Origin of the sequence: Methylobacterium sp. E-046 (assembly GCF_022829625.1) — a bacterium.
Lineage (GTDB): Bacteria > Pseudomonadota > Alphaproteobacteria > Rhizobiales > Beijerinckiaceae > Methylobacterium > Methylobacterium longum.
This window is the reverse complement of sequence record NZ_JAKSYP010000058.1, coordinates 1-22,857: the sequence shown is the minus strand read 5'-3', so window position 1 is coordinate 22,857 and position 22,857 is coordinate 1. Positions and strand designations below refer to the sequence as shown.

Sequence of the window (22,857 nt, the reverse complement as noted above, 5' to 3'; positions counted from 1 at the left end):
CTCTCGCAATCTTGGAGACCGCCATGATCGGCGCCTTCGTCATCGCCTTCCGCGAAGTCATCGAGGCGGGCCTCATCATCTCCATCGTGCTGGCGGCGACCCGCGGCATTCCGGGACGGATGCGCTGGGTCCTGCTCGGCATCGGGGGCGGGCTGGCGGGGGCCGCCGTCGTCGCCCTGTTCGCCGAGAAGATTTCCGACGCCTTCGAAGGCAGCGGCCAGGACATCCTGAACGCCGCGGTCCTGATCGTCGCGGTGCTGCTGCTGATCTGGCACAACACCTGGATGAGCAAGCACGGCAAGGAACTCGCGGGTGAATTGCGGGCGACGGGCGCCGCGGTGCGCTCGGGCGAGCGTGAGGCGGCCGCCCTGGCGATCGTGATCGGCGCCGCGATCCTGCGCGAGGGCGCTGAACTGGTGCTGTTCCTCTACGGCCTCGTGGCCTCCGGCACTTCCGGCGCCGACATCCAGTTCGGCGCCTTCGCGGGGATCGGCGCGGGCGCGCTCCTCTCGGCGGTGACCTATTTCGGCCTCGCCTCCATCCCGAGCCGCTACGTGTTCTCGGTGACCAGCGTGCTGATCATCTTCCTGGCAGCGGGGCTCGCCGCGCAGGCGGCTCAGTTCCTGGCCAACGCGGGCGTCGTGGACATCCTCGGCCACACCCTCTGGAACAGCTCCGGCCTGATCGCCGAGACTTCCTGGCCGGGCCGCATCCTGCACGCGCTGGTGGGCTACACCGACCGGCCGACAGCCCTGCAGGGGCTCGTCTACGTGGCTACCATCGCGGTGATGATCGGCCTGATGCAGTGGAGCGCCGCCGACAAGCGCCACGCCGTGCGGGCGGCGTAGGTCGCGGTTCCGGACGGTCCGGGACCTTTCGCGGGTGCGGGGCGCAGCCCCGCCGGCGGGCTTCGCCCTGATCACCCGCTGCGGGGTCGTCGCCCTCGGAAACCCACTTCTACGGCGCGCCGGTCGCGACGGCCCGGGCCGGATCGGCGCCCCATTCCGACCAGGAGCCGTCGTACAGGCCGCGGGCCGGGTGGCCCAAGGTCTCCAGCGCGAGCGCGATGATCGCCGCAGTCACACCCGAGCCGCAGGTCGTCACGATCGGCCGGGCCGGATCGACGCCGTTCTCGGCGAAGACGGAGGCCAACTCGTCCGGGCTCTTCATCCGCCCGTCGCGCTGAAGCGCCGCGTAGTGCAGGTTGCAGGCGCCGGGCATGTGACCGGGCCGGACGCCGGGCCGCGGCTCCGCCTCCTCGCCACGGAACCGCGTGCCCGAGCGGGCGTCGACCACCTGGGCCGAACCGGTCTCCAGGGCGCGGGCGACGTCGTCCGCGTCGGCCACGGCGCCATGATCGAGGCGGGCGGTGAAGTGCCGGCGCTCACGCGGGCGCGGCTCGCCCTCCTCGGTGGGGTAGCCCGCCGCGACCCAGGCCGGCAGGCCGCCGTCCAGAACCAGCGCGTCGCGCACGCCGAAGGCCTTGAGCATCCACCAGACCCGCGGAGCCGAGAACAGGCCCTGGCCGTCGTAGACCACGATCTGCATGCCGTCGCCGACGCCGAGCGCGCGCATCCGCGCCGCGAACACCTCGGGGCGCGGCAGCATGTGCGGCAGGCTCGACTCGGTATCGCTCATGGCGTCGAGGTCGAAGCGCAGGGCGCCGGGGATGTGGGCGGCCCGGAACTCGGCCTCCGGGTCGCGGCCGGCGGTCGGCAGGTACCACGAGGCGTCGAGCACCACGATGTCGGGGGCGGCGAGGCGGTCGTGCAGCCAGTCGGGGGACACGAGGGGCGCGTGGGCCATGGGGACAGGTCCGGCTCTGTTCGCGAGGGCGTGCACCAAATCACAGGTCGAGCCGGGTTGCACCTGCGGGTCGTGGCCGATCCGGAGCGTTCGCGCGGTTTCGTCAGGGCTGCCGAATGGCAATCCAGGCCCCGTAGATCGTGATGAGCTACGCACCCCGCACCGTGGTACGATGCGCCCAATGCAGGTTGGTCTTGTTTTAAAACGCCGTAACCCCAGTTACGACAACACGATGACGCCGATCGCGTCGGCCACCGCGGCCGGCAGCGCGCGCGCTTCCCCGGACGCCGCTCCTCTAGGACGCGAGACGGGGTCGCCGCCCGAGCGAGAAGCGTTTCACCCTCTCTGTCTGCCGGGGCATCCGCACCCACCGAGCAGGATGGTTATTGAGCCGATCAGCACCATGAATCAACTCGTCCGCATGTCCCAGATCGGCGATGCCGAGACCGTCCAGGAGCCGTCGGCCGACCTGCGCGTGCCCTTCGCGCAGTCAGGGGCCTTCGTCTGCAAATACATCATCGGTGAGCCGAACGACCGGGCCATCTGCTGCGGCGCGCCGGTCTCCGACGGCAAGAGCTGGTGTACCTATCACCGCCGGATCGTGTTCGAGCCGACCCGCCCCGGCCGGATCCGCTGAACGACGGATCCGCGCCGCTCGGTGCTGTCCCGCGCCGTCACTGGGTCCGCATGATCTGGATGACGGCCGGCGTGATGATGACGACGAACAGAACCGGCAGGAAGAACAGGATCATCGGGACGGTGAGCTTGGGCGGCAGGGCCGCCGCCTTCTTCTCCGCCTCGTTCATCCGCTGGTCGCGGCTTTCCTGGCTCAGCACGCGGAGCGCCTGTCCGATCGGCGTACCGTAGCGCTCGGCCTGGATCAGCGCGGTGGCCACGGCCTTGACGGGATCGAGCCCGGTGCGCAGCACGAGGTTCTCGTAGGCTTGGCGCCGTTCCGGCAGGAACGACATCTCGGCGGTCATCAGGGCGAGTTCCTCGGCCAGCACCACCGAGGAGGTGGCGATCTCGGTGCTGACCTTCCGGAAGGCGTGCTCGATCGCCATACCGGATTCCACGCAGATCAGCGTGAGATCGAGGGCGTCCGGCCACGCTTTCCGGATCTCGACCTGCCGCTTCTTGGCGGCGTTCACCAGGAACAGCTCCGGCGCCTTGATGCCCCCGTAGGCGGCCGCGATCACCAGCGCGACCCGCATGAGGACGGAGGCGTCGATCGCCTCTAGCACGAACAGGTAGAACAGGGCGGTGATCACCGTGGCGACCGGGACCACGAGGCGGAAGAACAGGAACGCCGTCTCCGCCCCCTGGCCGCGATAGCCCGCCATCATCAGCTTGCGCTTGGCCGTGTCGGTGCCGAGCCAGCGGCTCAGGTGATACCGCTCGACGATGGACTTCATGTAGGCCTTCGGCGCGACGCGCAGCGTCGCGCGGCTCATGGTCCGGTCCCCCAGGGCCCGCTCGCGCCGCCGGATCTGCTCGCGCTCGTCGCTGACGATCTTCATCCGCTTGGCGAGCTTGTCGGTCTCGAAGAAGGGCTGCGCCACCGCGAAGGCGGTCGCGGCCGCCGCCACGGAGGTCAGCAGCATCCCCATGAAGCGGGGATCGAACAGCTTCTCCGCGATGGCATCGATCATGACTCGGGATCCGGTGACGGGTGGGCGTCGTGGCCCGCTTGGCGAGATGTCCTGCGATCCGGGGCCGGCCCCGATCCTCCCCGCTCAGCCCGAGTTGCCGAAGCGCGGCCGAAGCCTGGATGGGCCCCCCGTCCGCCGCTTGCCTCTCGTGATGGGGTGGGGACGGAAGATCCGCCGAACGTGAGCGCGCTCCGATGGAGGGGGTGGCGTCGAACAGGCTGTCAGAAGTCGAAGGCGATCATCTTCTTGATGGTGAAGATGCCGATGGACATCCAGATCGCCGCCCCGACCAGCGCGATCTTGCCGATGTCGGTGGTCCAGAGCAGCGAGATGTAGTCGGGGCTCGTCAGGGTGGTGATGCCCGCGACGCCGAACGGCAGGCAGGCGATGATCGAGGCCGAGGCCTTGGCCTCCATGCTCATCGCCTGGACCTTGCCGCGCATCTTGGCGCGGTCGCGCAGCACCACGGAGAGGTTGTTCAGCGCCTCCGACAGGTTGCCGCCCGACTGCTGCTGGATGTTGATCACGATGGCGAAGAAGTTCACCTCGGCGGTGGGCACCCGCTCGAACAGGCGCGAGACCGCCTCGCCCAGCGACAGGCCGAGCGCCTGGGTCTCCACGACGGTCCTGAACTCGCTGCGCACGGGCTCCTCGGCCTCGCGCGAGACCATCCGGAAGCAATCCCCCACCGGAATGCCGGTGCGGATGCCACGCACCACCACGTCGACGGCGTTCGGCAGTTCCTTGTTGAACTTCGCGATGCGCTTGAGCCTCAGGCGACGCAGCAGCCAGGCCGGAAGGCCAAAGCCGCCCGCGAAGGCGGCGGCGGCGCCCACGAACGGGCTCTCGGTGATCACGAAGAGCAGGAGTCCCAGGACCCCGGCGCAGACGGCCGAGACCATGTAGAAGGTCCTCTTCGTCCAAGCGAGGCCGGCGCGGGCGAGCTTCAGCTCGACGCTGGCCTTCGTGGCGCCCTTCGCCTTGGCCTCGATCTCGCTCAGCGTCTTGGCGACCTGCTCGCGCCGGTTGATGGTCACTCCCCGGATCGCCGCCCCCGACGCGGAGACGCCGATCGACTTCAGGCGCTTGCTCGCCCGGCGCTCGCCGCTGAGCAGGGGCAGGATCGCCACGTAGGCCACCGCGGCGGCCGCGATGCCGAGGAGGCCGGCCGCGATCGGCAGGTTGGAGGCGGCGGGAACGGCCAGGTCCAGCATGGGGCGGGTCCGCGCTCAGTCTCGGTCGACGACTTCGGCGGCGTCGAGCGCCTCGCCGAGGCGGCGCTCCAGGCCGTAGTAGCGGGCGCGCTCCCAGAATTTCGGCCGCCCGATCCCGGTAGACCGGTGACGGCCGATCAGCTTCCCGTTCGCGTCCTCGCCGACGATGTCGTAGAGGAAGACGTCCTGCGTGGTGATGACGTCGCCCTCCATGCCGAGCACCTCGGTGATGTGGGTGATGCGCCGCGAGCCGTCGCGCAGGCGCATGGCCTGGATCACCACGTCGATCGAGCCGCAGATCATCTCGCGCAGGGTCTTCGAGGGTAGCGTGAAGCCGCCCATCGAGATCATCGACTCGATGCGCGACAGGCACTCGCGCGGGCTGTTGGCGTGGAGCGTGCCCATCGAGCCGTCGTGGCCGGTGTTCATCGCCTGGAGCAGGTCGAAGGCCTCCGGTCCGCGCACCTCGCCGACGATGATCCGCTCGGGCCGCATGCGCAGGCAGTTCTTGACGAGGTCGCGCATGGTGACCTGGCCCTGGCCCTCCATGTTGGGGGGGCGCGTCTCGAGGCGCACCACGTGCGGCTGCTGGAGCTGCAGCTCGGCCGCGTCCTCGCAGGTGATGACCCGCTCGTCGTGCTCGATGAAGGCGGTGAGGCAGTTGAGCAGCGTGGTCTTGCCCGAGCCCGTCCCCCCCGAGATGACCACGTTGCAGCGCGACTGGCCGATGATCTTCAGGACCTCCGCGCCCTCCGGCGAGATCGCCCCGAAGCGCACGAGCTGCTCCAGGGTCAGCTTGTCCTTCTTGAACTTACGGATGGTGAGCGCCGGGCCGTCGATGGCGAGCGGCGGGGCGATCACGTTGACGCGGGAGCCGTCCGGCAGGCGGGCGTCGCAGATCGGCGAGGCGTCGTCGACCCGGCGGCCGACCTGGCTGACGATCCGCTGGCAGATGTTCATCAGCTGCTGGTTGTCGCGGAAGCGCACGCTGGTCAGCTGGATCTTGCCGTTGACCTCGATGAAGGTCCGGTTGGCGCCGTTGACCATGATGTCGGCGATGTCGTCGCGGGCCAGCAGCGGCTCGAGCGGACCGTAGCCCAGCACGTCGTTGCAGATGTCGTCGAGCAGCTCCTCCTGCTCGGCGATCGACAGGACGATGTTCTTGAGCCCGATGATCTCCGTGACGATGTCGCGGATCTCCTCGCGGGCGGTCTCGGCGTCGAGGCGCGAGAGCTGCGTGAGGTCGATCGCCTCGATCAGGGCGCCGAAGATCAGGCTCTTGGTGCGGTAATAGTCCTCGGACCGCACGGTCTCCACGACGACCGGGACCGTGGGCTCAGGCCGCCTGGGGGCAACCGCCGTCTCGCGCGGGGCGGGGACGGCGGCGACCGTCCGCGCCTGCGGGACCGGCGGCGGGGCCGGGGTCGCGCCGCTGGTCTGTCGCCTACCGAACATGGGCCGGATCCTGGTCGCAGCGCCGCATCACGAGGCCTTCCGGCCGGGAAGCTTGGCGCTGGCGAGCTTGGCCAGCAGCGGCTCGAGCAGGCTCTGGCGCCCGCGCCGGGCCTCGGGCCGTCCGAGCGTCGCGGCCGCCAAGTCGTTGAACAGGTCGGACACCTTCGATCCGGCCTGGATCTCGGCGATCATCTGGCCGTTGTTGGCGGCGGTGCCGAACAGGGCGGGCTCGAAGGGGATCGTGAGCGCGATCGGGGCCTCCAGGGCCTTGGCGAACTCGGCGGATCCGATCTCGGGCCGCTTGGGCACGCCGACGCCGTTCAGCAGGATCCGGGGCGGCTGGTCGTTCGGGCGACCGTGCCGGAGGGCGCCGAGCAGGTTCTTGGTGTTGCGCAGGCAGGCGAGGTCCGGGCCGGCGACGATCAGGATCTCGTCGGCCGCCGTGAGGACGCGCTTCGACCACGCGCTCCACTGGTGCGGGACGTCCAGGACCACGCAGGGGACGCTCGCCCGCATGTACTCGATCAGGGCGTCGAAGGCCGGCTCCGACAGGTCGATGGTCCGGTCGAGGCTGGCGGGCGCCGAGAGCAGGCTGAGGTTGTCGCTGCACTTCGACAGCAGGCGCTCGACCAGCGCCGAGTCGAGGCGCTCGGGGGCGAACACCGCCTCGGCGATGCCCTGCGGCGGATCCTGGTTGAAGTTGAGCGAGGCCGTGCCGAAGGCGATGTCGAGATCGGCGATCACCGTCTGGACGCCCTGGTTGCGGGCGACGGCCCAGGCGAAGTTGTGCGCCACCGTGGAGGCGCCGATGCCGCCCTTCACGCCGTAGACCGCCACCGTGCGCCCCACCGGCTTCACGCCCGGGGCGGTGAACAGGTCGGAGATCGCCGCGATCAGGGTCAGCGGGTCGACGGGCGCCATCAGGTAGTCGGAGACCCCCCGCTGGATCAGCTGGCGGTAGAGCGTCACGTCGTTGAGGTGGCCGATCACCAGGACGCGGGTGCCCTCGTCACAGACCTCCGCCAGGGCGTCGAGGCACTCGACCGGCTTGGACCGCTGGCCCTGCGTCTCGAGGATGATGACGTTGGGCGTCGGCGCGTGCCGGTAGGCCTCGATCGCTGCGGCGCCGCCGCCCATCCGGACCTTGACCTGCGCCTTCTGCATGCGCCGGTCGAGGGCGGCCCCCTCGATCATCGCGGCGGTCTCGCCGGTCTCGCAGAAGGCCTGGATGGTGATCCGGGGCACCGGGGCGATCGTGCGCTCGGTTGTCTCGGACAGGTCTGCCATGACGGCGCTTTCAGGTTCGCGTTCGGGGTTCGGCGTGGGCTTGGGTGCGGGCCTGGGCCTGGGCCTGGGCTTGGGCCTGGGCGAGCCAGTTCTACTGACCGACCTGGGACTTGACGGCCGTCTGCCCATCTTGCCGCCATGTGGTTGACGGATCCTTGCCGTCCCGCAACTGGCCGATGTCCCGGACCCGCTTGACCGTGTCGATCCGGCCCTCGGGCCGGCCGCGCACGAGGTCCACCGGATCCGCCACCTGGGCGGCCACGGTCGACTGCATGGCGCAGCCCAGGTTCCAGTTCGGCCGGTTGCTGTAATCGACCTGGAAGCTGGAGGTGCCGAGATCCTGCGGCCACAGCCCGCACTGGTCGGCCACCTTGGCCTGCATGCGCTGGAAGCTCAGCCGGATCGGCGTGGCGAGGCTCGGCGCCGCCACCGCGTAGCCGGTCACCGCGATCTCGCGGGTGCCGACGCCGTTCTGGCCGCCGAGCCCGCGCAAGGCCGCCGCCGTCCGCTCGACGGCGGGGGCCACGGCCGGAGCCACGCCCCGGGGCACCTCCATCAGGAGAACGCCGCGGCCGAAGCGGCGGTATTCCAGCATGAAGGCGTCGATGTCGGCGGTCTGGCGGGGGTCGAGATGGCCGATGCCGGTGGGGAACACGTCGAGGCTGCGGGTGCCGTCGGCCAGCACGATCGGGTGCCGGGCGCGGTAATCCGACACCGTGATCTCGCCGGTGGTGGCGGGATCGCTCTTGCAGGCCGCCGCCAGGGTGGCCAGCGCGCAGGCGGCGACGAGGCCGCCGAGGCGGGGCAGGGTGGGGTGGTGACGTCGGGTCATGGATCCGGTCCTCGGGCCTTACTCGACGATGAAGCCGACGCGGCCGCGGTAGGTGCGTCCGAGCGGGGCCGCGGCGGCGGCGGCCGGGCCGACCCGGCCGTAGAGGCGGTTGATCTGGCCGAGCAGCACGGCCTGGCCGTCGGTCGCGTCGACGAAGTTGTCGTCGGGCCGGCTCACCTGCTTCTGCTCCATGGGCCGGGCGATGAAGGGGGTGCACATGATCATCAGCTCGGTCTCCTGCCGCTGGTAGTCGCGGGAGCGGAACAGGGCGCCGAGGATCGGCAGGTTGATCAGGCCCGGCAGGCCGGAGATCGCCTGGCGGTTGACCTGCTGGATCAGGCCCGCCGTCATCATCACGCCGCCGGAGGGCAGCTCGACGGTGGTCTCCGAGCGGCGCACCCGGGTGCCCGGGACCGCGATCGTGGAGTTGCCGACGACGTAGTCGAAGCTCTGCTGCGGATCGATCTCGGTCACGTCGGTGGCGACGCGGATCGAGATGCGGTTGTCGGCCAGCACCACGGGGGTGAACGACAGGGCGACGCCGTAGGGCTTGTAGGTGATGCCGGGGGTGCACACGCCGCCCACCGCGCAGGAGGCCGAGGACGGCACCGGGAACTCGCCGCCGGCCAGGAACTTCGCGGCCTCACCGGAGATCGCGGTCAGCGTCGGCTCGGCCAGGATCCGGGAGACGCCTGCCTGCTCGAAGGCCTTCAGCGTGGCCTGGAGCGAGAAGCCGCCCGCCCTCACGGAGGCCTGGATCTGGTTGCCTTGCGGGAAGTCCGTGTTGATCGGGAACGGCAGGTTGTTGTTGAACGCGGGCGAGGCCGCGGATCCCAGCGGGTTCAGGGCCGACCAGTTGCCGGTCATGTTGATCCCGAACTGCTTCAGGACGTTGCGCGACACCTCCACGACGGTGACGCGGAGCATCACCTGATCCTTGTTGCGGATCGTGAGGTTGTTGATCACGGCACCGCGCGCGCCGGACGCGACGCCGCCGCTCGCCGCGCCCGCCGCCCCCGCCGCACCGGCGCCGCCCAGCCCTACGAAGGCGTTGGCGATGTCGATCGCCTGCTGGGCATCCGCCGATGCGTTCACCGAACCCGACAGCAGCACCGAGGCCCCCGAGGAGCGCACGTCGAAGCGGCCGCCCGGAATGCTCTGGTTGAGCAGCTCGCGCAGGGTCCCGAGGTTGAGGTCGCGCGCCACCGTCACGTCGAGGGCGGCGATCTGGCGACCCTCGGCGTCCATGATGAAGATCGAGGTCGCGCCGTCGGCCATGCCGATCACGAAGACCTTGCGGGTCGAGCGGACCACCGCGTTGGCCACCGCCGGGTTGGCGACGAAGACCTCCTTGGCGTCCCGCGGGAGGTCGACGATCACCGAGCGGCCGGCGGTCAGCTCGACCTTGCGGGTCGAGGCCGCCTCGGCGGCGCCGACCGTCAGCACCGGTGCCGGACCGAGGGTCGAGCGCTCCTGGGCCAGCGCCGGCGTCGTCACCGCGGCCAGAAGCGCGAGGGCGGCGGCGCGGCGGCGCCGTCGCCGGTCGGCCTCGTGCCGAGCCGGTCGGGGGAGGGGCAGCTGTGCGGTCATGGCCATCACGGCGTCTGCTGCCGCGCGACGCCGAAGCGCACGACGGTCAAGGCGGGTTCGGATGTCTGCGCATCGGACGTCTCGGCCTGCGGCAGGGCCTCGGCTGGCTGTCCGGCATCGGCGAGGCTGCGCAGGGCGAGCGACAGGGCGCCGACCTTCTGGGCGAGCGCCAGGGTCTCGGCCTGAGCGGGCGTGACGGCGAGCGTCGCGGTCTCGCCGGTGACGACGTTGGTGCCGTTCTTCTCCTGGATCAGCTGGCCGATCGCCAGGACCCGGATGTCGGTCAGGATCGTCTGGGAGAACTGGACGTCGGTGTTGGCGGCCCGCGATTTGGCGTCGTCGCGGAAGATGCGGATCACGTCGACGCGGTCATTGGGCAGGATGAAGCCGCCCGCCGAGTTGGTGCCGCGGCTGTCGGTGACGATGGCGACCGCGCGCATGCCGGGCGGCAGGATCGCCGCCATGAACCCGCTCTCGGGGCGGACCAGCTTCTGCGCGCGGATCGGCTCCCCGGCCAGGAAGCTCGAGCGCACGGAGGCGCCGACCGTCTCGTCCAGGGATTTCGGATTGAGCTTGCGCGTCATGTAGCCCGGCGCGATGGCGGCGTCCGGCCAGGCCTGCCAGCGCAGGTCCGCGGCGCGCAGCACCTGCCCCATGGGCATGTCGGTGGCGGCCACGAGCACGTCGGTCATCGGCGCCGGCGGCGCCTCGACCGTCGGCTGTGGCGTCGGCGGGGGCGGATCGCCGCCGCTCATCAGGAAGGCCGCCCCGCTGCCCGCCGCGAGGGCGATGCCGAGGACGGCGAGACGGGCTGGGTTCATCGCAAGGACACGCCGGAGACGGCTGAATTGCCGTCCATGGCCTGAACTTGCCCGCGGATTCGTGTACTTATGGTTAAGGTATTATAACCTCGCCACGCTCGACCGGTCCGGAAACGGGCCGCCGCTCGACCGCACGTCACAACCGGCCCGATCCTTCAGCGTTCGGCCGAGCGTGGCCGTGGCCACTCACCCGTTCGTGTTCTATCGTGACGTCGGATCCGCCTCAGAAGCGGGCGCTCGGGCGAACCGGGGGGAGACATGATCAGGACATTCGGCGGCGCGGTGGTGGCGGCGGCTCTGGCGGGGACGGCGCTCGGCGCCGGATCGGCCGCCGCGCAAGGGGCCGGCGCGGAGGCATTCTCGGACAACGCAATCCGCATCGGCGTCCTCAACGACCAGTCGGGACTCTACGCCCAGTACGGCGGTCAGGGCTCGGTCGAGGCCGCCCGCATGGCGGTGGAGGACATGGGCGGCAAGATCGGCAGCGTGCCGATCGAGATTCTCTCCTCGGACCACCAGAACAAGCCCGACATCGCCTCGGCCATCGCCCGGCAATGGTACGACCGCGACGGCGTCGACGCGATCATGGAACTGACCACCTCCTCGGTGGCGCTGGCGGTCCAGGGCCTGTCCAAGGAGAAGAAGAAGATCACCATCACCACCGGGGCCGCGACCAGCGACCTCACCGGCAAGGCCTGCACGCCGTACGGCTACCACTGGGCGTTCGACACGCGGGCGCTCGCGGTGGGGACCGGCGGCGCGCTCACGCGGGCGGGCGGCGACACGTGGTTCTTCCTCACCGCCGACTACGCCTTCGGCTCGGCGCTGGAGGCCGATACCAGCCGCGTGGTGACCGCCAACGGCGGCAAGGTGGTGGGCAGCGTCCGCCACCCGCTCTCCAACCAGGACTTCTCCTCGTTCCTGCTCCAGGCGCAGGGCTCGAAGGCCAAGGTGATCGGTCTCGCCAATGCCGGGCTCGACACCTCGAACGCGATCAAGCAGGCGGCCGAGTACGGCATCGTCGAGGGCGGCCAGAAGCTCGCGGCGTTGCTGTTCACCCTCTCGGAGGTGCACGGCCTCGGCCTCAAGGTGGCACAGGCCCTCACGCTCACCGAGGGCTGGTACTGGGACGCCAACGACGAGACCCGCGCCTTCGGCCAGCGCTACATGAAGCGCACCGGCCGGATGCCCAACATGATCCAGGCGGGCACCTATTCGGCGGTCCTGTCCTACCTCAAGGCCGTGAAGGCGGCGGGCACCGACGAGACCGACGCGGTCAACGCCAAGCTGAAGGCCCTGCCGGTGGACGACGTCTTCGCCCATGGCGGCGTGGTGCAGCCGAACGGCCGCATGGTGCACGACATGTACCTGTTCGAGGTCAAGAAGCCCGCCGAGTCGAAGGGCGAGTGGGACCTCTACAAGCTGATCTCGACCGTCCCCGGCAAGGAGGCCTTCGCCTCCCCGGCCGAGAGCGGCTGCCCGCTGACGGCGGCCAAGTAGGCGGGCGCACGCCCCGCGTCATCGCGGGCGGAGCGAGGCGGTCCCGCTTCGCTCCGCCCGCGATGGATGACGCTTCCGACCCGTCGACGGGCCGCCGGATTCAGGCCGCCCAGACGCGCCGGTAGAGCGCCACGATCTCGTCGGCGCTGGGCTCCACCGGGTTGTTGGACGGGGAGCCGGAGGCCAGCGCCTGGGCCGCCATGGTCGGGAGCAGCGCCTCCCAGCGGGCCGGGTCGATCCCGTATTCCTGGGGACCCGGCACGTCGAGGTCGTCGTTCAGCGCCTCCAGTTCCGCCACCAGGGCCGACACTGCGGAGCGGTCGTCGGTGTCCGGGCCGGCGATCTTCATGGCCCGGGCGCAGGCGGCGTAGCGGTCGATGGCGGCCGGCGCCGAGAAGGCCGTGACCACCGGCAGCAGCATCGCGTTCGAGAGCCCGTGCGCCACGTGGAAATGCGCGCCGATCGGCCGGCTCATGCCGTGGACCAGTGCGACCGAGGCATTGGAGAACGCGATGCCCGCCTGGGTCGCGCCGAGCATCATCGCCTCGCGCGCCGCCCGGTCCCCCGGATCGGTCCAGACCCGGCGCAGGCTCGGGGCGATCAGGCCCATCGCCTGGAGCGCCAGCCCGTCCGAGAACAGGTTCGACTTGCGCGAGACATAGGCCTCGATCGCGTGGGTGAGGGCGTCGATGCCGGTGTCGGCCGTGAGCCGCTTGGGCTTGGTGAGGGTCAATTCATAATCGACCAGGGCGGCCACCGGCAGATAGGCCAGCCCGATGCACAGCATCTTCTCGTCGGAGGCCTCGTCGGTCACGATGGTGAACCGAGTCGCCTCGGAGCCAGTGCCGGCGGTGGTGGGGATCGCCACGATCGGCAGTCCGGGCTCGTCCTGCTGGCGCGGCGCCTTGTAGTCGCGCATGTGGCCGCCGTGGCGGGCGAGCACCGCCACGGCCTTGGCGGTGTCCATCGGGCTGCCGCCGCCGAAGCCGACCACGCAGTCGAAATCCCCCGCCTGGAGGGCCGCGAGCGCCGCCTCCACGGAGGCGACGGTCGGGTCCGGCACGGTCTCGGAGAAGATCGTCGCCTGCGCCCCCGCGCTGGTGAGCCGTTCGAGCAGCATGTCGGTCCGGCCGCTGCCGGCGAGGTAGGGGTCGGTGACCACGAAGGGCCGCGACAGGCCGAGCTGGCCGAGCACCTCCGGCAGCAGCCGCGAGGCGCCGGCGCCGACGCGCATCAGCCGGGGCAGGGCGATCGAGGCGACCATGTCTTGCTTCTCCCACCCGGCGCCTCTGATGGTGCGCCGGAACGGCCGATCTTAAGGCGCGCGACCGCGGGGCGAAACCGCCGCCGCTTACACCGCCGGCCCGGCGAACAGCGCCCCCGCGGCCTTCACTTCGGCGGCGATGAACCCCGCCACCGCGCGGATATGGGCCGCCTTCCGGTGGTCCTCGTGGATGTGCATGTGGAACGAGCGGGTCAGCGAGACCGCCTCGGGCAGCACCGGCACGAGTCCCGGATGGGCCGCCGCGATGAAGGCCGGCAGGATGCACAGGCCGGCGCCCCCGAGCGTCGCGTGGACCTGGGCCAGGAGATTGGTGGAGCGCAGGCGGGCCGTGACCGCGGGGCCGAGCGCCCCGAGGTAGTTGAGCTCGCGGGTGAACAGCATGTCCTCGATGTAGCCGACGAAGGGATGGGCCGGCAGGTCCGCGAGCTCCGCGATCGGCGCTGCCGCAGCGAGATAGGACTCGGCCGCGTAGACGAGCAGCCGGTAATCGGTGAGCCGGCGCGCCACCACCCGGGCCTGCTGCGGGCCGGAGAGGCTGATCACGATGTCGGCCTCGCGCTTGGACAGGCTGAAGATCCGGGCGGTCGCCATGATCTCCACCTCCAGCTCCGGATGGCGGGCGGTCAGCCGGTGCATCCGCGGCGCGAGGAAGACGCTGCCGAACCCGTCCGGCGCGCCGATCCGCACCGTGCCCGACACCGCCTGGGCCGCCTCCGTGGCGGCGCTGGCTGAGAGGAACGCGCTCTCCATGGCCTCGGCGACGCCCAGCAGGTTCGCCCCGTCCTCGGTGAGCGCGTAGCCGAGATTGCTGCGATGGAACAGGCGGGCGCCGAGGCCCTCCTCCAGGGCGCGGATCCGGCGCCCGACCGTGGTGTGCTCGGTGCCGGTGCGCGCCCCCGCTGCGCTCAGGGTCCCAGTCCGCGCCACCGCGAGAAAGAAGCGGAGATCGTCCCAGTTGGGCCCCGTCCTGGCCATGACCGCACTCCCGCTGTGCATCGATGCACAGCGGCTGTAAGCGCATCTGGCTTTATCGCTCAAGGGATCCTGTTAGGGTGCGCCAAAATCGAACGCCACATCACAGGGAGGCGCGCATGCGCACGATCGGGCACTACATCGGCGGCCGGAATGTCGGCGGCGAGAGCGGGCGGTTCGCCGACGTGTTCCACCCCTCGACCGGCGAGGTCCAGGCCAAGGTCGCTCTGGCCAGCAAGGCCGAGATGCGCGCCGCCGTGGAGAACGCCAAGGCGGCCCAGCCGGCCTGGGCGGCGACCAACCCGCAGAAGCGCGCCCGCGTGATGATGCGCTTCCTTGAACTCATCCGCGGGGAGAACGACGCGCTGGCCGAGCTGCTCGCCTCCGAGCACGGCAAGACCGTGCCGGACGCCAAGGGCGACATCCAGCGCGGCGTCGAGGTGGTGGAGTTCGCCTGCGGCATCCCGCACCTGCTCAAGGGCGAGTACACGGAAGGCGCCGGCCCCGGCATCGACGTCTATTCCCTGCGCCAGCCGCTCGGCGTGGTGGCCGGCATCACGCCGTTCAACTTCCCGGCCATGATCCCGCTGTGGAAATGCGCCCCGGCCATCGCCTGCGGCAATGCCTTCATCCTGAAGCCGTCCGAGCGCGACCCGAGCGTGCCGATCCGCATCGCCGAGATCTTCCTGGAGGCGGGCCTGCCGGCGGGCATCCTCAACGTCGTCAACGGCGACAAGGAGGCGGTCGACGCCATCCTGGATGATGAGGACATCAAGGCGGTGGGCTTCGTCGGCTCCTCGCACATCGCCGAGTACATCTACGTGCGCGCCGCCGAGACGGGGAAGCGCGCCCAGTGCTTCGGCGGCGCCAAGAACCACATGATCATCATGCCGGACGCCGACATGGGCCAGGCGGTCGACGCGCTGATCGGCGCCGGCTACGGCTCGGCCGGCGAGCGCTGCATGGCGATCTCGGTGGCGGTGCCGGTGGGCGAGCAGACCGCCGACCGGCTGATGGAGCGCCTCATCCCGCGGGTCGAGTCGCTCAAGATCGGCCCGTCGCACGACGGCTCGGCCGATTACGGCCCGCTGGTCACGGCGGAAGCGGTGCAGAAGGTCGCGAGCTACATCGACAAGGGCGTCGCCGAGGGCGCGCAGCTCGCCGTCGACGGCCGCGGCTTCAAGCTCCAGGGCTACGAGAACGGCTTCTACATGGGCGGCTCGCTGTTCGACCGCGTGACGCCCGACATGACGATCTACAAGGAGGAGATCTTCGGGCCGGTGCTCTCGGTGGTGCGGGCCAAGGATTACGAGGAGGCGCTGGCGCTGCCCTCGACCCACCAGTACGGCAACGGCGTGGCGATCTTCACCCAGGATGGCGACGCCGCCCGGGACTTCACCGCCCGGGTGAACGTCGGCATGGTCGGCGTGAACGTGCCGATCCCGGTCCCGATCGCCTACCACACCTTCGGCGGCTGGAAGCGCTCGGGCTTCGGCGATCTGAACCAGCACGGGCCGGACTCGATCCGCTTCTACACGAAGACCAAGACCGTGACGCAGCGCTGGCCGAGCGGCATCAAGAGCGGGGCGGAGTTCTCCATCCCGACGATGCGGTAGGCCGAAACCCTTCCCCGACCGATCCTGGGTCTGCCCAAGATCGGCATCCCCCTTGTCCCGAGTGGGCAGGCCCGTCGGAGGAGGGGGATAGGGGCCGCGCGATGACGCGGCGGCAGGGGAACAGCGCGACGGTGCGGGTTCCGGCGCCCGCCGCGACCTTCACGGAAGCGCCGCTCCCCGCTCCCGACCCCCGCCAACGCGGGGGTGTTTCTCCCCCGCAGAGGGGGAGGGAGGCTCGTTTGCACCTTCGGAGGCAGTGCCCATGAGTTTCGGGCTCGACGAGGACCGGACCGCGATCCGCGAGATGGCCCTCGGCTTCGCGGCCGAGCACATCGCGCCGCACGCCCTCGACTGGGACCGGGACAAGACCTTCCCGGTCGAGACCCTGCGGGCGGCGGCCGCCCTCGGCATGGCGGGCATCTACGTCCGCGAAGATGTCGGCGGCTCGGGGCTCTCGCGCCTCGACGCGACCCTGATCTTCGAGGCGCTGAGCACCGGCTGCCCGACCGTGGCGGCGTTCCTGTCGATCCACAACATGTGCGCCTGGATGATCGACGCCTACGGCGACGACGATCAGCGCCGGCGCTGGATCCCGTCGCTCATGGGCATGGAGCGGATCGCCAGCTACTGCCTCACCGAACCGGGCTCGGGCTCCGACGCGGCGGCGCTCCGCACCCGCGCCGAGCGGGACGGCGACCATTACGTGCTCTCCGGCGAGAAGCAGTTCATCTCGGGTGCCGGTGCCAGCGACCTCTACGTCTGCATGGTCCGCACCGGCGAGGCCGGCCCGGCGGGCATCTCGGCGATCGTGGTGGAGAAGGGCACGCCCGGCCTCTCCTTCGGCGCCGACGAGCGCAAGATGGGCTGGAACGCCCAGCCGACCCGGGCCGTGCGCTTCGACGGCTGCCGCGTGCCCGTGGCCAACCGCCTGGGCACGGAGGGCCAGGGCTTCCGCATCGCCATGAGCGGGCTGGACGGCGGGCGCCTCAACATCGCCGCCTGCTCCCTCGGCGGCGCGCAGGCGGCCCTCGACAAGGCCCTCGCCTATATGGGCGACCGGCGCGCCTTCGGGGCGAAGCTCATGGATTTCCAGGCGCTGCAGTTCCGGCTCGCCGACATGGCGACCAGCCTGGAGGTCTCGCGCACCTTCCTGCGCCACGCGGCCGGCGCGCTCGACGCCAAGGACCCGGCCGCGACGCAGCTCTGCGCCATGGCCAAGCGCCACGTCACCGACGCCGCCTTCGAGGTCGCCAATCAGGCGCTCCAGCTCCACGGCGGCTACGGCTACCTCGCCGAGTACGGGGTCGAGAAGATCGTCCGGGACCTTCGGGTGCACCAGATCCTGGAGGGCACGAACGAGATCATGCGGATGATCATCGCCCGCGCGCTGACCGGGGGCCGCCGATGACCGACGTGATCGTCGAGCGTGTCGGCGCCCTCGGGCGCCTGCGGCTCGACCGGCCGCAGGCGCTGAACGCCCTGACCCACGGCATGGTCCTGGCGATCGACGAGGCCCTCGACCAGTTCTCCGCCGATCCCGGCATCGCCGCGGTGCTGCTCACCGGCGAGGGCGAGCGCGGCCTCTGCGCGGGGGGCGATCTGCGCGGCCTGTACGAAAGCCAGGGCACCGCCTTCGCGGAGGCCTTCTGGCGCGACGAGTACCGGCTGGATGCCCGGATCGCCGCCTATGAAAAGCCCTTCGTGGCGGTGATGGACGGCATCACCATGGGTGGCGGCGTCGGCCTCGCCGGCCACGCCGCCCACCGGATCGTCACCGAGCGCTCCCGCGTCGCCATGCCGGAGACCGGCATCGGCTACCTCCCGGATGTCGGCGGCACCTGGCTGCTGCCGCGGGCGCCGGGCGAGATCGGCACCTATCTCGGCCTGACCGGTGAGCCGGTCGGGGCCGCCGATGCGATCTTCTGCGGGCTCGCCGACGCTCAGGTGCCGTCCGCCGAGCTGCCCAACCTGATCGACGCCCTGCTGGCGCTCGATCCGGATGCCGGCCACGAGGGCGTACGGGAGCTGATCGCCCGGTTCGCGCAGGACCCGGGGGCGCCGCCCCTGGCGGCGCACCGGGCCCGGATCGACCGCTGCTTCGCCTTCGACATGGTGGACGAGATCCTGGCCGCCCTCGACGCGGACGGCTCCGACTTCGCGGCCGCGACCCGGACGACCCTGCTGACCAAGGCGCCGTCGAGCCTCGTCCTGACGCTGTGCCTGCTGCGCCTCGGCCGCGGCTCCGCGAACCTGGAGGCCTGCCTGGAGCGCGAGTACCACGCCTCGCTGGCGCTGCTGGACGAGGGCGACTTCCGCGAGGGGATCCGCGCCGCCGTGATCGACAAGGACAAGACGCCGCGCTGGAACCCGCCCACCCTCGACGCGGTCGATCCCGCCCGGATCGCCCGCTGGCTGGAGGCGCGGGCGGCGCCGGTCTTCGCGGAGTCGCGCACGGGCGCGATCTGATGACGGGCCGCCTGATCCCACCCGCCGCCTCATCTTGAGGGGCCCGCATCGCCGGGTCTGAGGGAGGGCTCCAGGGATCGCGCGGCCGGCTGGAGGTCTCCGTCGAGGCCTCCGCTACGCTCCGGCGCCTCAGGATGAGGGCGCCGGCGGGACGGGCGGTCGAGGGGCGGGACCCGGGGTCCCGCGTGATGCAATGGGGAGGAATGGGATGGCGCAGACCATCGGGTTCATCGGTCTCGGCAATATGGGTGGGCCCATGGCGGCCAACCTCGTGCGGGCCGGCCACACCGTGCGCGGGTTCGATCTGGTGCCGGCCTCGCTGGACACCGCCCGGGCCGCGGGGATCGCGGTGGCGGGCTCGGCCCTCGAAGCCGCCGACGGAGCGGATGTCGTGATCACCATGCTGCCCGCCGGGCGGCACGTGGTCGAGGTCTGGACGCAGCTCGCGGAGGCCCTGCCCGCCGGCACCCTGCTGATCGATTCCTCCACCGTCGACGTCGAGAGCGCCCGCAAGGCCCACGGCCTCGCCGAGGCCCGGGGCTGCCTGTCGGTGGACGCGCCGGTCTCGGGGGGAACCGGCGGCGCGAAGGCCGGGACGCTGACCTTCATGGCCGGCGGCGCCGAAGCCGCATTCGCGAAGGCGGAGCCGCTGCTGAAGGCGATGGGCAAGAACGTGTTCCATTGCGGCGAGGCCGGCGCCGGTCAGGCGGCGAAGATCTGCAACAACATGATCCTCGGCATCTCGATGATCGGCGTCAGCGAGGCCTTCGCGCTGGGCGAGAAGCTCGGCCTGTCGCATCAGGCGCTCTACGACGTGGCCTCGGTCTCCTCGGGCCAGTGCTGGTCGCTGACCACCTACTGCCCGGTGCCGGGACCGGTGCCGACCTCGCCGGCCAACACCGGCTACAAGCCGGGCTTCGCCGCCGCGCTGATGCTCAAGGATCTCCGGCTCGCCCAGGCCGCGGCGCTCGCCTCCGGGGCCGCCACGCCGCTGGGCGCGGAGGCCGCGCAGATCTACGGATTGTTCGACGGCGCGGGCCACGGGGGAGAGGACTTTTCCGCGATCATCACTATGCTTCGCGGGCAGGGAGGCGAGTCGTGAGCGAGCCGTACGAGACGATCCTGACGGAGACGCGCGGCCGAGTCCTGCTGATCACCCTCAACCGGCCGAAGGCGCTCAACGCCATCAACGCGCAGCTCACCCGCGAGGTGATCCGGGCGGCCACCGCGGCGGACGCGGATCCGGGCGTCGGCTGCATCGTCATCACCGGTTCGGCCAAGGCCTTCGCGGCCGGCGCCGACATCAAGGAGATGCAGCACGCCACCTATGCGGAGATGTACGCGGGCGACCGGTTCGCCGACTGGGACCGCTTCGTCGCCGTGCGCAAGCCGATCATCGCCGCGGTGGCGGGCTACGCGCTGGGCGGTGGCTGCGAGCTCGCCATGATGTGCGACATCATCCTGGCGGCCGACACGGCGCAGTTCGGCCAGCCGGAGATCAAACTGGGCGTGATGCCGGGGATCGGCGGCAGCCAGCGGCTGACCCGGTTCGTCGGCAAGGCCAAGGCCATGGAGATGTGCCTGACCGGCCGGATGATGGACGCCGCCGAGGCCGAGCGCGCGGGGCTGGTCTCCCGCGTGATCGCCGCCGATCAGCTCATCGACGCGGCGCTGAAGGCCGCCGAGACGATCGCGTCGATGTCGCTCCCGATCGCGATGATGACCAAGGAGGCGGTCAACCGATCCTACGAGACCACGCTGACCGAGGGGATCCGGTTCGAGCGGCGGGTCTTCCACGCGATGTTCGCAACCAAGGACCAGAAGGAGGGCATGGCTGCCTTCGTGGAGAAGCGGCCGCCCCGGTTCGAGAACACCTGAATGCGGCCCGCCTCGGCCGAACGGGACGGGCAGCCAAGACCACGATACGGGGAGGGGAACGACCATGCCGAGCTTCCGGGAGGCCCGCGACCTTCTGCTGGCCCATCGCACCGATTACGCCGCCGCCGTCTCGGCCTTCGCGTGGCCGGACCCGGTGCCGTTCAACTGGGCGCTCGACTGGTTCGACGCGGTGCTCGCCGGCCCCGAGAGCCGCGACCGGGCCGCCCTCCGGATCGTCGAGGCCGGCAGCGGCGCCGAGCAGTGCCTCACTTTCGGAGAGCTCGCCCGGCGCTCCAATCGGGTGGCCAATCACCTGCGGCAGCAGGGCCTGAGGCGCGGCGACCACCTGCTCCTGCTCCTCGGCAACGTCCCGGCCCTGTGGGAGACCATGCTGGCGGCGATGAAGCTCGGCGCGGTCGTCATCCCGGCGACCACCCTGCTCACCGCCGACGAACTCGCTGACCGCCTCGCCCGCGGCCGTCCCCGGGCCATCGTGGCGGGGACGGAACAGATCGCGCGGTTCGCCGGGCTCGACACGGGCGACGCCATCCGCCTCGTCACCGGGGCCGCGACCGAGGGCTGGGCGGCCTACGACGACGCGTCCGCGGCCCCGGACGATTTCGCACCGGACGGCCCGACCGGGGCTGACGACCCGATGCTCCTCTACTTCACCTCCGGCACTACGGCGAAGCCGAAGCTCGTGCGCCACAGCCACCGCTCCTACCCGGTGGGGGCGCTCTCGACCATGTACTGGCTCGGGCTGCAGCCCGGGGACGTGCACTGCAACGTCTCCTCGCCGGGCTGGGCGAAGCACGCGTGGTCGTCATTCTTCGCACCCTGGAATGCCGGGGCGACGATCCTGGTGATCAATCAAGCGCCGTTCAACGCCGCCGCCCTGCTGGCGCAGCTGGAACGCACCGGCGCCACCACGCTGTGCGCGCCACCGACCGTGTGGCGGATGATCATCCAGGAGGATCTCACCGGTCGGACTCTCGCCCTGCGCGAGGTCTGCGCGGCGGGCGAGCCCTTGAACCCGGAGGTGATCGAGCGGGTGAAGGGCGCCTGGGGTCTCACGATCCGCGACGGCTACGGCCAGACCGAGACCACGGCGCTCATGGCCAACACGCCCGGCCAGCCGGTGGTGCCGGGGGCGCTGGGCCGGCCCCTGCCGGGTTACCGGGTGCGCGTCCTCGACATCGACGGCCAGCCGGCTTCCGAGGGCGAGGTCTGTCTGGAGCTCGGGGCGCACAGGCCCGCCGGCCTGATGCAGGGCTACGACGACGGCCAGGGCAACCTGTCGGGGGCCGGGGGCGATCTCTACCACACCGGCGACGTCGCCTTCGTGGACGACCAGGGCTGCTACACCTTCGTGGGCCGCGCCGACGACGTGTTCAAATCGTCGGGCTACCGCATCAGCCCGTTCGAACTGGAGAGCGTGCTGATCGAGCATCCGGCGGTGGCCGAGGCGGCGGTGGTGCCGGTGCCCGATCCGATGCGCCACACCATCCCGAAGGCCTACGTGTCCCTGGTGGCGGGGGCCTCGTCGGGACCGGAGACGGCACTCGACATCTTCCGCTTCACCAACGCGCGGCTGGCGACGTTCAAGCGCCTGCGGGGGCTCGAATTCGTCACCGACCTGCCCAAGACCATCTCGGGCAAGATCCGCCGGGTGCAGCTGCGCCGCCTGGAGCACGAGGGCGTCACCGACGATCCGCATCGCGGCCGCGCTTACACGCAGGCGGACTTCCCCGAACTGAAGGGCGAGGCGGAGCGCAAGCTCGACCAGACCGCGGGGTGACGGGCCCCGGCACCGGGGCCGCCGTGGCGGGAATCCGGGCCGATGACCGAGACCTCCGCGCTGGGCACGCGCGATCTCGCTGAGCACATCACGCAGGTTTTTCGGGCGACGGACGAGGCGCGGACGGTTGTCGCCGAGCCGTAGAAGCGATGGCCGGGGCGGCGGAGCGGGTGCGCGGCCGTGCGCCGGCCCCGGGGCAGACCGGCTGGCCGGATGGACGCGGGCGCGGCCTTCTTCGGGGCCGGCGCCGCCTTCGTGACGCGCCCCAGGCCCCGAACGAATCCTCAAGGTTTCCGCTTCCCGAAACTGAAGCCACGGATTCGCGCGGCTTCTCAAGCCCCCCGTCGACGCTGTCGCGCGTCACCCGGCCCCCACCCCCGAATCGGTAAAATTGCGCGCATCCGCTTCAGCGCCGCGGAGGCTCTGCGGCGCAATCTTGGCCTCAACAACGGGGGCGGGTGCGATGAGCGCGGGGTTTCTCAGGACGGTTCGGGGGATGGTGGCCGGCGCTGCGGCGCTGCTCGGCCTCACGGCCGCCGCGCAAGCACAGACGCTGGCGAGCCTTCCGACGGAGGCGGGTGCGCGGGTTCAGGGGGACGCCAAGCCGCTCGCCGCCTGGGTGACGTTCTGCCAGGCTTACGCGGCGGAGTGCACGGTGGACCGCAGCGAGCCGGCGCGGATCAGC

19 protein-coding genes and 1 pseudogene are annotated in these 22,857 nt (G+C 71.0%); 10 read left to right on the top strand and 10 right to left on the bottom strand.

From position 1 onward, the window contains the following. Nucleotides 1-23: 23 nt before the first annotated feature. Nucleotides 24-848 (top strand): FTR1 family protein, encoded by an 825-nt coding sequence (locus tag MKK82_RS03410; protein WP_238290599.1) that lies wholly within the window; start codon nucleotides 24-26, stop codon nucleotides 846-848. Between the two features lie 109 nt (nucleotides 849-957). On the opposite strand, the gene sseA is transcribed toward MKK82_RS03410, so the two are convergent. Then, entirely contained in the window at nucleotides 958-1,806 is an 849-nt protein-coding gene (sseA, locus tag MKK82_RS03405) for a 3-mercaptopyruvate sulfurtransferase (protein WP_238290600.1), read from the bottom strand. A gap of 403 nt (nucleotides 1,807-2,209) precedes the next feature. On the opposite strand from sseA, the gene MKK82_RS03400 reads away from it, so the two are divergent. Further along, nucleotides 2,210-2,443, top strand: a complete 234-nt coding sequence (locus MKK82_RS03400; RefSeq protein WP_238290601.1) for a GcrA family cell cycle regulator — start codon at nucleotides 2,210-2,212, stop codon at nucleotides 2,441-2,443. Between the two features lie 37 nt (nucleotides 2,444-2,480). Here the strand turns inward: MKK82_RS03400 and MKK82_RS03395 are convergent, their stop codons facing one another. From MKK82_RS03395 to cpaB, 7 genes are all read right to left on the bottom strand, one after another. Next, nucleotides 2,481-3,458 (bottom strand): type II secretion system F family protein, encoded by a 978-nt coding sequence (locus tag MKK82_RS03395; protein ID WP_238290602.1) that lies wholly within the window; start codon nucleotides 3,456-3,458, stop codon nucleotides 2,481-2,483. A gap of 221 nt (nucleotides 3,459-3,679) precedes the next feature. Continuing rightward, nucleotides 3,680-4,672, bottom strand: coding sequence for a type II secretion system F family protein (locus MKK82_RS03390; RefSeq protein WP_238290603.1), 993 nt, complete (start codon nucleotides 4,670-4,672; stop codon nucleotides 3,680-3,682). Between the two features lie 15 nt (nucleotides 4,673-4,687). Continuing rightward, on the bottom strand, nucleotides 4,688-6,127 hold the full coding sequence (locus tag MKK82_RS03385) for a CpaF family protein (RefSeq protein WP_238290604.1): 1,440 nt from the start codon (nucleotides 6,125-6,127) through the stop codon (nucleotides 4,688-4,690). A gap of 27 nt (nucleotides 6,128-6,154) precedes the next feature. After that, nucleotides 6,155-7,414, bottom strand: coding sequence for a CpaE family protein (locus MKK82_RS03380; protein ID WP_238290605.1), 1,260 nt, complete (start codon nucleotides 7,412-7,414; stop codon nucleotides 6,155-6,157). 91 nt (nucleotides 7,415-7,505) lie between these two features. Beyond that, nucleotides 7,506-8,246: a CpaD family pilus assembly protein gene (locus tag MKK82_RS03375; RefSeq protein ID WP_238290606.1), complete on the bottom strand. Its 741-nt coding sequence runs from the start codon at nucleotides 8,244-8,246 to the stop codon at nucleotides 7,506-7,508. A gap of 18 nt (nucleotides 8,247-8,264) precedes the next feature. Then, nucleotides 8,265-9,836 carry a type II and III secretion system protein family protein gene (locus MKK82_RS03370; RefSeq protein ID WP_238290625.1) on the bottom strand — a complete coding sequence of 524 codons (1,572 nt, stop codon included), beginning with the start codon at nucleotides 9,834-9,836 and terminating at the stop codon, nucleotides 8,265-8,267. 5 nt (nucleotides 9,837-9,841) lie between these two features. Next, nucleotides 9,842-10,657, bottom strand: a complete 816-nt coding sequence (gene cpaB, locus MKK82_RS03365; RefSeq protein WP_238290608.1) for a Flp pilus assembly protein CpaB — start codon at nucleotides 10,655-10,657, stop codon at nucleotides 9,842-9,844. A 258-nt stretch (nucleotides 10,658-10,915) separates the two neighbouring features. Between cpaB and MKK82_RS03360 the strand changes: the two genes are divergently transcribed. Next, complete coding sequence (locus MKK82_RS03360; RefSeq protein ID WP_279602735.1) at nucleotides 10,916-12,157, top strand: ABC transporter substrate-binding protein; 1,242 nt, start codon at nucleotides 10,916-10,918, stop codon at nucleotides 12,155-12,157. A gap of 100 nt (nucleotides 12,158-12,257) precedes the next feature. Here MKK82_RS03360 and MKK82_RS03355 read toward each other — a convergent pair whose 3' ends face one another. Then, nucleotides 12,258-13,421 carry an iron-containing alcohol dehydrogenase gene (locus MKK82_RS03355; RefSeq protein WP_238290610.1) on the bottom strand — a complete coding sequence of 388 codons (1,164 nt, stop codon included), beginning with the start codon at nucleotides 13,419-13,421 and terminating at the stop codon, nucleotides 12,258-12,260. Nucleotides 13,422-13,508: 87 nt separating this feature from the next. Further along, a complete protein-coding gene (locus MKK82_RS03350; protein ID WP_238290611.1) occupies nucleotides 13,509-14,417 on the bottom strand; it encodes a LysR family transcriptional regulator in 909 nt (302 codons plus the stop codon). 116 nt (nucleotides 14,418-14,533) lie between these two features. Between MKK82_RS03350 and MKK82_RS03345 the strand changes: the two genes are divergently transcribed. From MKK82_RS03345 to MKK82_RS03315, 7 genes and pseudogenes are all read left to right on the top strand, one after another. Beyond that, complete coding sequence (locus MKK82_RS03345) at nucleotides 14,534-16,030, top strand: CoA-acylating methylmalonate-semialdehyde dehydrogenase (protein ID WP_238290612.1); 1,497 nt, start codon at nucleotides 14,534-14,536, stop codon at nucleotides 16,028-16,030. Nucleotides 16,031-16,292: 262 nt separating this feature from the next. Next, nucleotides 16,293-17,438 (top strand): isobutyryl-CoA dehydrogenase, encoded by a 1,146-nt coding sequence (locus tag MKK82_RS03340; RefSeq protein ID WP_238290613.1) that lies wholly within the window; start codon nucleotides 16,293-16,295, stop codon nucleotides 17,436-17,438. Beyond that, nucleotides 17,435-18,496 (top strand): enoyl-CoA hydratase/isomerase family protein, encoded by a 1,062-nt coding sequence (locus tag MKK82_RS03335; protein ID WP_238290614.1) that lies wholly within the window; start codon nucleotides 17,435-17,437, stop codon nucleotides 18,494-18,496. The genes MKK82_RS03340 and MKK82_RS03335 overlap by 4 nt, the downstream gene beginning before the upstream one ends. Nucleotides 18,497-18,704: 208 nt before the next feature. After that, nucleotides 18,705-19,598 carry a 3-hydroxyisobutyrate dehydrogenase gene (gene mmsB, locus MKK82_RS03330; RefSeq protein WP_238290615.1) on the top strand — a complete coding sequence of 298 codons (894 nt, stop codon included), beginning with the start codon at nucleotides 18,705-18,707 and terminating at the stop codon, nucleotides 19,596-19,598. Beyond that, nucleotides 19,595-20,374 carry an enoyl-CoA hydratase gene (locus MKK82_RS03325; protein WP_238290616.1) on the top strand — a complete coding sequence of 260 codons (780 nt, stop codon included), beginning with the start codon at nucleotides 19,595-19,597 and terminating at the stop codon, nucleotides 20,372-20,374. The genes mmsB and MKK82_RS03325 overlap by 4 nt, the downstream gene beginning before the upstream one ends. A gap of 64 nt (nucleotides 20,375-20,438) precedes the next feature. After that, nucleotides 20,439-22,172, top strand: coding sequence for an AMP-binding protein (locus MKK82_RS03320; protein WP_238290618.1), 1,734 nt, complete (start codon nucleotides 20,439-20,441; stop codon nucleotides 22,170-22,172). A gap of 496 nt (nucleotides 22,173-22,668) precedes the next feature. Further along, nucleotides 22,669-22,857, top strand: a pseudogene (locus MKK82_RS03315) (transglutaminase-like cysteine peptidase); the annotation flags it as partial.

Bases quoted from the DNA above. Each gene is read 5' to 3' on its own strand.
- MKK82_RS03410 (WP_238290599.1), top strand. From the start codon at position 24: ATGATCGGCGCCTTCGTCATCGCCTTCCGCGAAGTCATCGAGGCGGGC.
- sseA (WP_238290600.1), bottom strand. From the start codon at position 1,806: ATGGCCCACGCGCCCCTCGTGTCCCCCGACTGGCTGCACGACCGCCTC.
- MKK82_RS03400 (WP_238290601.1), top strand. From the start codon at position 2,210: ATGAATCAACTCGTCCGCATGTCCCAGATCGGCGATGCCGAGACCGTC.
- MKK82_RS03395 (WP_238290602.1), bottom strand. From the start codon at position 3,458: ATGATCGATGCCATCGCGGAGAAGCTGTTCGATCCCCGCTTCATGGGG.
- MKK82_RS03390 (WP_238290603.1), bottom strand. From the start codon at position 4,672: ATGCTGGACCTGGCCGTTCCCGCCGCCTCCAACCTGCCGATCGCGGCC.
- MKK82_RS03385 (WP_238290604.1), bottom strand. From the start codon at position 6,127: ATGTTCGGTAGGCGACAGACCAGCGGCGCGACCCCGGCCCCGCCGCCG.
- MKK82_RS03380 (WP_238290605.1), bottom strand. From the start codon at position 7,414: ATGGCAGACCTGTCCGAGACAACCGAGCGCACGATCGCCCCGGTGCCC.
- MKK82_RS03375 (WP_238290606.1), bottom strand. From the start codon at position 8,246: ATGACCCGACGTCACCACCCCACCCTGCCCCGCCTCGGCGGCCTCGTC.
- MKK82_RS03370 (WP_238290625.1), bottom strand. From the start codon at position 9,836: ATGACCGCACAGCTGCCCCTCCCCCGACCGGCTCGGCACGAGGCCGAC.
- cpaB (WP_238290608.1), bottom strand. From the start codon at position 10,657: ATGAACCCAGCCCGTCTCGCCGTCCTCGGCATCGCCCTCGCGGCGGGC.
- MKK82_RS03360 (WP_279602735.1), top strand. From the start codon at position 10,916: ATGATCAGGACATTCGGCGGCGCGGTGGTGGCGGCGGCTCTGGCGGGG.
- MKK82_RS03355 (WP_238290610.1), bottom strand. From the start codon at position 13,421: ATGGTCGCCTCGATCGCCCTGCCCCGGCTGATGCGCGTCGGCGCCGGC.
- MKK82_RS03350 (WP_238290611.1), bottom strand. From the start codon at position 14,417: ATGGCCAGGACGGGGCCCAACTGGGACGATCTCCGCTTCTTTCTCGCG.
- MKK82_RS03345 (WP_238290612.1), top strand. From the start codon at position 14,534: ATGCGCACGATCGGGCACTACATCGGCGGCCGGAATGTCGGCGGCGAG.
- MKK82_RS03340 (WP_238290613.1), top strand. From the start codon at position 16,293: ATGAGTTTCGGGCTCGACGAGGACCGGACCGCGATCCGCGAGATGGCC.
- MKK82_RS03335 (WP_238290614.1), top strand. From the start codon at position 17,435: ATGACCGACGTGATCGTCGAGCGTGTCGGCGCCCTCGGGCGCCTGCGG.
- mmsB (WP_238290615.1), top strand. From the start codon at position 18,705: ATGGCGCAGACCATCGGGTTCATCGGTCTCGGCAATATGGGTGGGCCC.
- MKK82_RS03320 (WP_238290618.1), top strand. From the start codon at position 20,439: ATGCCGAGCTTCCGGGAGGCCCGCGACCTTCTGCTGGCCCATCGCACC.